Below are 3187 nucleotides of genomic sequence, written 5' to 3'. Positions count from 1 at the left end.
GCCCAGTCCCCACCACAAACCCAGGCCCGACCACAGACCCCAGCCGCACCACAGCCCCCAGCCCGACCACAAACCCCAGCCGCACCGCAGCCCCCAGCCCAGTCCCCACCACAAACCCAGGCCCGACCACAAACCCGACCACAGCCCCCAGCCCGACGCCTGTGCCTGTGCCTGTGCCTGTGCCTGTGACCTACACCGAGGTCCCCAGCAAATCCGGCTCGCCCACATTCGCCACTCCACATTTCGTCGGCGCGAACACGCCCAGGATCGGGGAGTACGTGCCCGTGCAGGTCCGCTGCCGGACGACCGGCGACCCGGTGGCGGACCGGAACCCCTGGTACTACCTGGTCGTGTCCGGGGCAGCCGCCGGCCGGTACGCGCCGGCCGACAACTTCTACAATGACGGCTCGTCGTCCGGCCCGCCCAATAACGTCTTCGTCGACACCAATGTGCCACAGTGCTGAAAGCCGGGGTTTTCTGCCCGCGACCGCGGTGAGCCGCGGCGGGCAGTACGAGCCGGTCCCCGGCGTCCCCACCTGTAGCCGGTCCAGCGATTCCGGATACCTCACATATATCGACGACTGTCTGACAGGAGAACAGGGTGTCAACAATGCCGACCGGCGAGTCAGAAATGCCGACCGGCTATTCACGGATACCGGCTGGGGAGGCCGCGCCAGTTGACTTCGCGGCGGCCTTCCAGTCCCTCGTCGACAACGTCGAGCTGGTACTCCGGGGCAAGACTGAGGTGGTGTCACTGGCGTTGACCTGCCTGTTCGCGGGCGGGCACCTGCTCATCGAGGACGTCCCGGGCCTGGGGAAGACCTCGTTGGCCCGGTGCATCGCGGCCTCGCTGGACGCGTCCTGCCACCGGATTCAGTTCACTCCGGATCTGCTGCCCTCCGACGTGACCGGGGTGACCGTCTACCGTCAGGGAAGCAACGAGTTCACGTTCCACCCGGGGCCGGTGTTCGCACACGTGGTGGTCGCCGACGAAGTGAACCGGGCATCTCCCAAGACGCAGTCCGCGCTGCTGGAGGTCATGGAGGAGGGGCGGGTCACCGTCGACGGCGAGCCCCATCCGGTTCCGTGGCCCTTCTTCGTGGTCGCCACCCAGAACCCGGTCGACATGGACGGTACCTACGCCCTGCCGGAGGCACAGCTGGACCGCTTCCTGATGCGGATCGGGATGGGCTATCCGGACCGCGCCGCCGAGGTGGCGATCCTGCGTACCCGGCAGTCCGGCCTACGCGTGGAGGACCTCAGCCCGGTGCTGTCCACCGCCGAGATGGCGAGCCTGATCGCCACCACCACGCAGATCCATGTCTCGGACACCCTGCACGAGTATGTGGTCGACGTGGTGGCGGCCACCCGATCACTCGCGCGGCTGCGCCTCGGCGCCAGCCCCCGCGGCAGCATCGCCCTGCTGCGTGCGGCGCAGGTCAGGGCGGCCGCGGCCGGCCGGAGGTTCGTCACCCCGGACGACGTCAAGGCGCTGGCCGTGCCTGTGCTCGCCCACCGGCTGATCCCCACCGCGGACTCGGAGTTGCGCGGCTACGGCGGGTCGGATGCGATCCGCGAGGTGCTCGCCGCCATCCCCGTCCCCCAGGCGTTGGCTGGCGCCGGCGCATGAGTGGCCGGGGACGGGAGGCACTGCTCGTCGTGACCCCGACCGGCTGGGGGGTTGCCGGCGCCACCGTGGTGCTGGCGATCGTCGCAGGCGTGCTGCGATTCGCAGAACTGGCGGTGCTTGCCGCGGGCGGCGCGGCCGCGATCATCGTCGTCGCCCGCAGGCCGCAACTGGCCGCACAGATCGAGGTGGTGCCCGGCCGGGTCCGCCGCGGCGAGACGGCGGCGGTGACCGTGACGGCCGTCGACGGATTCGAGCAGGCGATCATGATCCGGGTGGGCGGCACCGGTGACGAGGTCGAATCCACGCCGCAGCACACCGTCACCGGGAGCGGGCGGCTGTGAGTCCTGGACGTCGCCGACGCCGCGGCTCTGGTGTCGGCTTGGCCGGCGAACTCCGCAGGTCGGACCCGATGATCGGGCTGGCGAGCCGGGCGCTGCCCCGGGCGGGTGGTCTCGCCGCTCTCGTCGCGGCGGCCTGGTTGGCGGGGGCGTCGTTCCATCGGGCGTTCGGCTGGGAGGCGCTCACCGGGCCCGTCACGCTGGCAACGCTCGGGCCCGTCGTCATCGTGGTGGTCGCGACCGCGGCCCGCCGTCCCGCGCCGCTGGTGCTGTCCGTGCCTGTGTGGGTCGCGGCGTGGCTGGGCGTGGTGGGGCTGACGCTGTTCCGGCACGGTTCGCCGGCGACATCCGACGTACTGCCCGCGATCGGCGACGGCCTGCTTCACGGCTGGGCGCGGCTGCTCGAGGTGATACTGCCGGCGCCCAGCTCGCCGGACCTGCTGGTCGTGCCCCAGGCACTGACCTGGCTCGCGGCCGGCATCGGGGCGGAGCTGGTGACTCGGACACGGGCGGCGCTGCTCCCGGCCGTCGGGCCGATCGTGGTCTTCGCGATCGGGGTGACGATGACCGTCCCGGGGGCGGGCTCGAACCTGCCGCTGGCGACCGGGCTGCTCGCCGCCACCGGCCTGCTCGTCCTGTGCCGTCGGGCGGAGGCCCGGCCACCAGCGCTGGCCGAGGACCAGGCGCGGTCCTCCGTCGCGCCGCGGCAGCGGTTCTCGCCGGGGCCGACCGCGCTCGGACTGCCGCTGCTCGTCGTCATCACCGTCGCTGCGCTGTTCGCCGGCCCGGCGATGACGTCGGCGGCTGGCGGCGAGCCGTACGACGTCCGTGCGCACCGCGTGATCGCCCAGCACTCCGTGCCGGCCATCAGTCCGTTGGACCAGGTCTCGGCGTGGCTCGGCGACCCGGACAGGTCGCTGTTCACCGTGCGGCTGTCTGGGACGGGCGGCGCCGACGCGGCGGCGAACACCGCGGCGAACATCCGGCTGGCCGTCTTCGACCGGTTCGACGGGGGCTCCTGGGCGTCGTCCGCCCAGTTCGTCCCGGCTGGCCGCCGGGTACCGCCGATCGCGGGAAGGCCGGACGCCGAGGAGCAGGATTCCGCCCGCCAGATCCGACAGGATGTGGTGATCGATCGGCTGGAGGGCCCACTGCTGCCAGCCGTAGACCGTCCGGTGGAGATCGACGGCACCGGGCTGGCCGTGGACGTCGACAGCGG

General features: G+C 71.9%; 4 protein-coding genes. All 4 read left to right on the top strand.

The window, feature by feature from the left end:
- The first annotated feature begins 185 nt into the window (after nt 1–185).
- Nucleotides 186–464 (top strand): hypothetical protein, encoded by a 279-nt coding sequence (locus U9980_RS26255; protein ID WP_322770380.1) that lies wholly within the window; start codon nt 186–188, stop codon nt 462–464.
- 167 nt (nt 465–631) lie between these two features.
- Nucleotides 632–1630: a MoxR family ATPase gene (locus tag U9980_RS26250; protein ID WP_322770381.1), complete on the top strand. Its 999-nt coding sequence runs from the start codon at nt 632–634 to the stop codon at nt 1628–1630.
- Complete coding sequence (locus U9980_RS26245) at nt 1627–1971, top strand: hypothetical protein (RefSeq protein ID WP_322770379.1); 345 nt, start codon at nt 1627–1629, stop codon at nt 1969–1971. The genes U9980_RS26250 and U9980_RS26245 overlap by 4 nt, the downstream gene beginning before the upstream one ends.
- 68 nt (nt 1972–2039) lie before the next feature.
- Nucleotides 2040–3187: transglutaminaseTgpA domain-containing protein (locus U9980_RS26240; RefSeq protein ID WP_322770378.1), on the top strand; the 1148-nt coding region annotated here is incomplete at its 3' end.

The organism is Protofrankia sp. Cr1, assembly GCF_963555865.1.
Classification (GTDB): Bacteria; Actinomycetota; Actinomycetes; order Frankiales; family Frankiaceae; genus Protofrankia.
This window is presented reverse-complemented; position numbering and strand designations above follow the sequence as displayed.